The organism is Vibrio makurazakiensis (assembly GCF_050337375.1).
Lineage (GTDB): Bacteria > Pseudomonadota > Gammaproteobacteria > Enterobacterales > Vibrionaceae > Vibrio > Vibrio makurazakiensis.
Genome location: NZ_JAKJSW010000316.1, coordinates 1 through 3,469, shown reverse-complemented (window position 1 = coordinate 3,469; position 3,469 = coordinate 1). Strand labels below are relative to the sequence as shown.

Genomic DNA, 3,469 nt, shown 5'->3' with positions numbered 1-3,469 from the left:
CTTTACGAGTGCCCAATTCATCAATATTAATGTCGAGTGCTAGAACAATTTTTTCAGCGCCGTACTTTTCCATCCAGCCTTTAACTAACTCAGGCTGTTTTACTGCGGTAGAACCTACTACGACRCGCTGTGCGCCAGCTTCCAATAAATCAACAACGTCTTGTTCGTTACGTACACCACCGCCAATTTGAATGTTGGCTGGTGTACTTGCTAACAGTTTCGCAATTAAGTCTAACTGACGTGCTGTCGTGTCTTTTGCACCGGTAAGATCAACAAGATGCAGCCAACCTGCGCCAGCTTGGTGATACAGGTTAAATTGTTCAGCAGGGTCAACTTTATATTCTGTTACTTGCCCGTAGTCGCCTTGAAATAAACGGACTACTTGGCCTTCAATTAAATCTAATGCTGGAATAATCATTTTTAWTCCCTATTCAATTTGGGCTCGAAGAATTATGTTCTTCAAACCTAAATCTATTCCTTATAATTCCAAAAAGTTTTGAATTAACTTTGAACCGGCTTTCGATGAGCGCTCAGGGTGGAATTGAACGCCATAGTAATTACCACTTTGAACAGCGGCTGTGAACGGCTTGTCATATTCACAGCGAGCAATCGTATAATCACCGACAGGCATTGCGAAGCTGTGTACAAAGTAGAAATACTCGCTCTCTTCGATGCCTTTAAATAATGGATGCTCTGGTGATGCGCTAACGGTGTTCCACCCCATGTGCGGTAGAGGTAATTCGCCCGTTTCAAGCAAACGAACCTCACCATCACATAAGCCTAAACACTCCACGAGATCATCGGCTTTTTGGCCTTTCTCTTGTGAACGCTTACCTAATAATTGCATGCCTAGACAGATACCCAATAGCGGCTTTTCTACCTTTTTCACTAAAGATATAAGGTCGCGTTCTGCGAGGTTTTTCATCGCTTCACTAGCAGTTCCAACGCCAGGAAGAAATAACTTATCCGCGCCTAATACCACTTCTGGTTCTTTCGAAATTTCGACAGAATAGCCTAATCGTTCAATGGCAAATTTCACAGATGAAACGTTGGCACAACCGGTATCAATAATAACTACTTTCTGCTCTTTCATACCGACTCCCTACAGTACGCCTTTGCTGCTTGGTAACTCGTTACCTTCAACTTTAATTGCTTGACGTAGAGTACGACCAAACGCTTTAAATAGGCTTTCAATAATGTGGTGGTCGTTATTACCAGTAGAAGATAAGTGAAGCGTACACGCTAATGTATCAGTCAACGAACGGAAAAAGTGAACCACCATTTCAGTTGATAAATCACCAACTTGTTCGCGGCTAAATTCAGCATCGAACTTAAGGTAAGGACGACCAGAAAGATCCAGAGCACATTGTGCTAAACACTCGTCCATTGGCAAGCTGAAACCAAAGCGACCAATTCCACGCTTATCACCAAGTGCATCCTTCAATGCCTGACCAAGCGCTAGTGCTGTGTCTTCGATCGTGTGGTGATCGTCAATGTGTAGGTCGCCTTTCACTGAAAGGTTCATTTGAAATCCACCGTGAGTCGCTATTTGATCAAGCATGTGATCAAAGAACCCCATACCCGTGTCAATTTTATTGCCTCCGGTTTCATCTAGGTTCACTGCGACTTTAATATCAGTTTCTTTGGTAGTACGAACGACTTCAGCGGTACGTGCATTGATTGTCAGATCTTTAACAATCTGTGGCCAATTTAACGTGCCTTCTGTTTCCGCATCTGGGCCATATTGAATACCACGAATCGCCATATTCTCAGCTAGTTGAAGGTCCGTAACACGGTCGCCAATAACAACAGAGCTTTGGAAGTCGACTTTCCCACCTTGAAGGTATTCTTTCACCATACCTAGCTTAGGCTTGCGGCATGAACAGTTATCTTCTTCAAAGTGCGGGCAAATTAGAACGTCATCAAATTTAACGCCTTGAGATTCAAAGAACTCCATCATCATATTGTGCGGAGCATCAAACTCGTCTTGAGGGTAGCTATCAGTACCTAAACCATCTTGGTTAGTAACCATCACTAATCGGTAGCCGGCATCTTGAAGTGTCAGCAGGCTTGGAATGACCAAGGGTTCAAACTTAAGTTTGTCTAATCGGTCTACTTGGAAATCTACCGGCGGCTYGACAATTAAGGTGCCATCACGGTCGATAAAAAGAATCTTCTGTTGTTTGCTCACTTGAACTTCCTTTTAATTTTAAAACTTAAGGGCTCTTCACTATTTGGAAAAGCCCAATTAATTCGTATTAATTCCTGATAGTTATTGGTAAAAGTTACGAATAAATCCAAGTGTCTTTTCGCACTCTTCGCGATTACCAATACTAATTCGCACACAATTTTCTATCGGCGAATTACGTAAAATAATTCCACTATCCCAAGCCGCTTTAAATAACTCATCACCGTTAGGGAATTCCACAAGCAAGTAATTACCCCAACCGTCATATACCGTCACTTGCGGCATACCAAGTAAGCCCGCCTGCAGATAGGCTCGGTTGGCACTTAAATCCAGAACCTGAAACTTCGCTCTTGCAAGGCCTTGCTCTGAAAGAGCTTGAACCGCGATATCAGCGACTGGGATTGGAACTGGATATGGCGCAATCACTTTCAACAATACATCAATAAGCTCTTTGTTCGCTAACGTAAAGCCGCAGCGTAAACCCGCTAATGCAAAAGCTTTAGACAAGGTACGCAGAATCGCTAGATTCGGATATTGAGCAAGTAAATCGACGGTTGAAGCTTCTGGACAGAAATCGATGTACGCTTCATCCATCACGACAATCGCTTTATCTTGTGTCATCTCAAGTAACTTGATGATGTCTTTACGGTTAACTAAATTACCAGTTGGGTTATTTGGACTACAAACAAACACAACTTTTACGCTGTCCAATTGAGCCTCAATCGCAGGAAGATCCAGTTGCCATTCCGCAGTCAGAGGTACAACCTTACGCTCAACACCAATAGTCTCTGCACTAATTGCGTACATGCCGTAAGTTGGTGGGCAGTAAAGAATAGCGTCTTCGTTCGGCTCACAGAAAGCACGAATCAGTAATTCAATACCTTCATCCGCACCACGCGTTGTCAGTGTTTGCTCTGACGTCACGCCTGCGTACTGAGCGTATGCATCAATCAACTCTTTAGGCTGACATTCGCTGTAGCGGTTAAGACGGGACAAGTTTAGGTTGTACTCGTTATCAAACGGAGATTCGTTGGCGTTCAGCCATACATCTCCGCTGCCACCAATACGTCTTGCCGATAAATATGGCGTTAGAGCCTGAACTTGCTTTCTTGCTAACTTTTCCATGCCAACCTCTACTTCGCTTTATTCAACTTTTCAATACGAATAGTCACTGCACGTTTGTGCGCATCCAACCCTTCAGCCTCAGCCATAGTAACAACTGTCGGAGCTAGAGTTTGTAAGCCTTCCGCTGATAACTCTTGAACCGTCATACGTTTCGAG

At 43.6% G+C, this 3,469-nt stretch carries 5 protein-coding genes; all 5 read right to left on the bottom strand.

Annotated features, from left to right (window positions below; genetic code table 11):
- Positions 1-418, bottom strand: a 418-nt coding sequence (locus L4C33_RS20675) for a HisA/HisF-related TIM barrel protein (protein ID WP_428814276.1), incomplete at its 3' end; no start/stop codon positions are given.
- 60 nt (positions 419-478) lie between these two features.
- Positions 479-1,093, bottom strand: coding sequence for an imidazole glycerol phosphate synthase subunit HisH (gene hisH, locus L4C33_RS20670; RefSeq protein ID WP_428814275.1), 615 nt, complete (start codon positions 1,091-1,093; stop codon positions 479-481).
- 9 nt (positions 1,094-1,102) lie between these two features.
- A complete protein-coding gene (hisB, locus tag L4C33_RS20665) occupies positions 1,103-2,191 on the bottom strand; it encodes a bifunctional histidinol-phosphatase/imidazoleglycerol-phosphate dehydratase HisB (RefSeq protein WP_428814274.1) in 1,089 nt (362 codons plus the stop codon).
- 81 nt (positions 2,192-2,272) lie between these two features.
- A complete protein-coding gene (hisC, locus tag L4C33_RS20660) occupies positions 2,273-3,313 on the bottom strand; it encodes a histidinol-phosphate transaminase (RefSeq protein WP_428814273.1) in 1,041 nt (346 codons plus the stop codon).
- 8 nt (positions 3,314-3,321) lie between these two features.
- Positions 3,322-3,469: histidinol dehydrogenase (locus L4C33_RS20655; protein WP_428814277.1), on the bottom strand; the 148-nt coding region annotated here is incomplete at its 5' end.

Bases quoted from the DNA above. Each gene is read 5' to 3' on its own strand.
- hisH (WP_428814275.1), bottom strand. From the start codon at position 1,093: ATGAAAGAGCAGAAAGTAGTTATTATTGATACCGGTTGTGCCAACGTT.
- hisC (WP_428814273.1), bottom strand. From the start codon at position 3,313: ATGGAAAAGTTAGCAAGAAAGCAAGTTCAGGCTCTAACGCCATATTTA.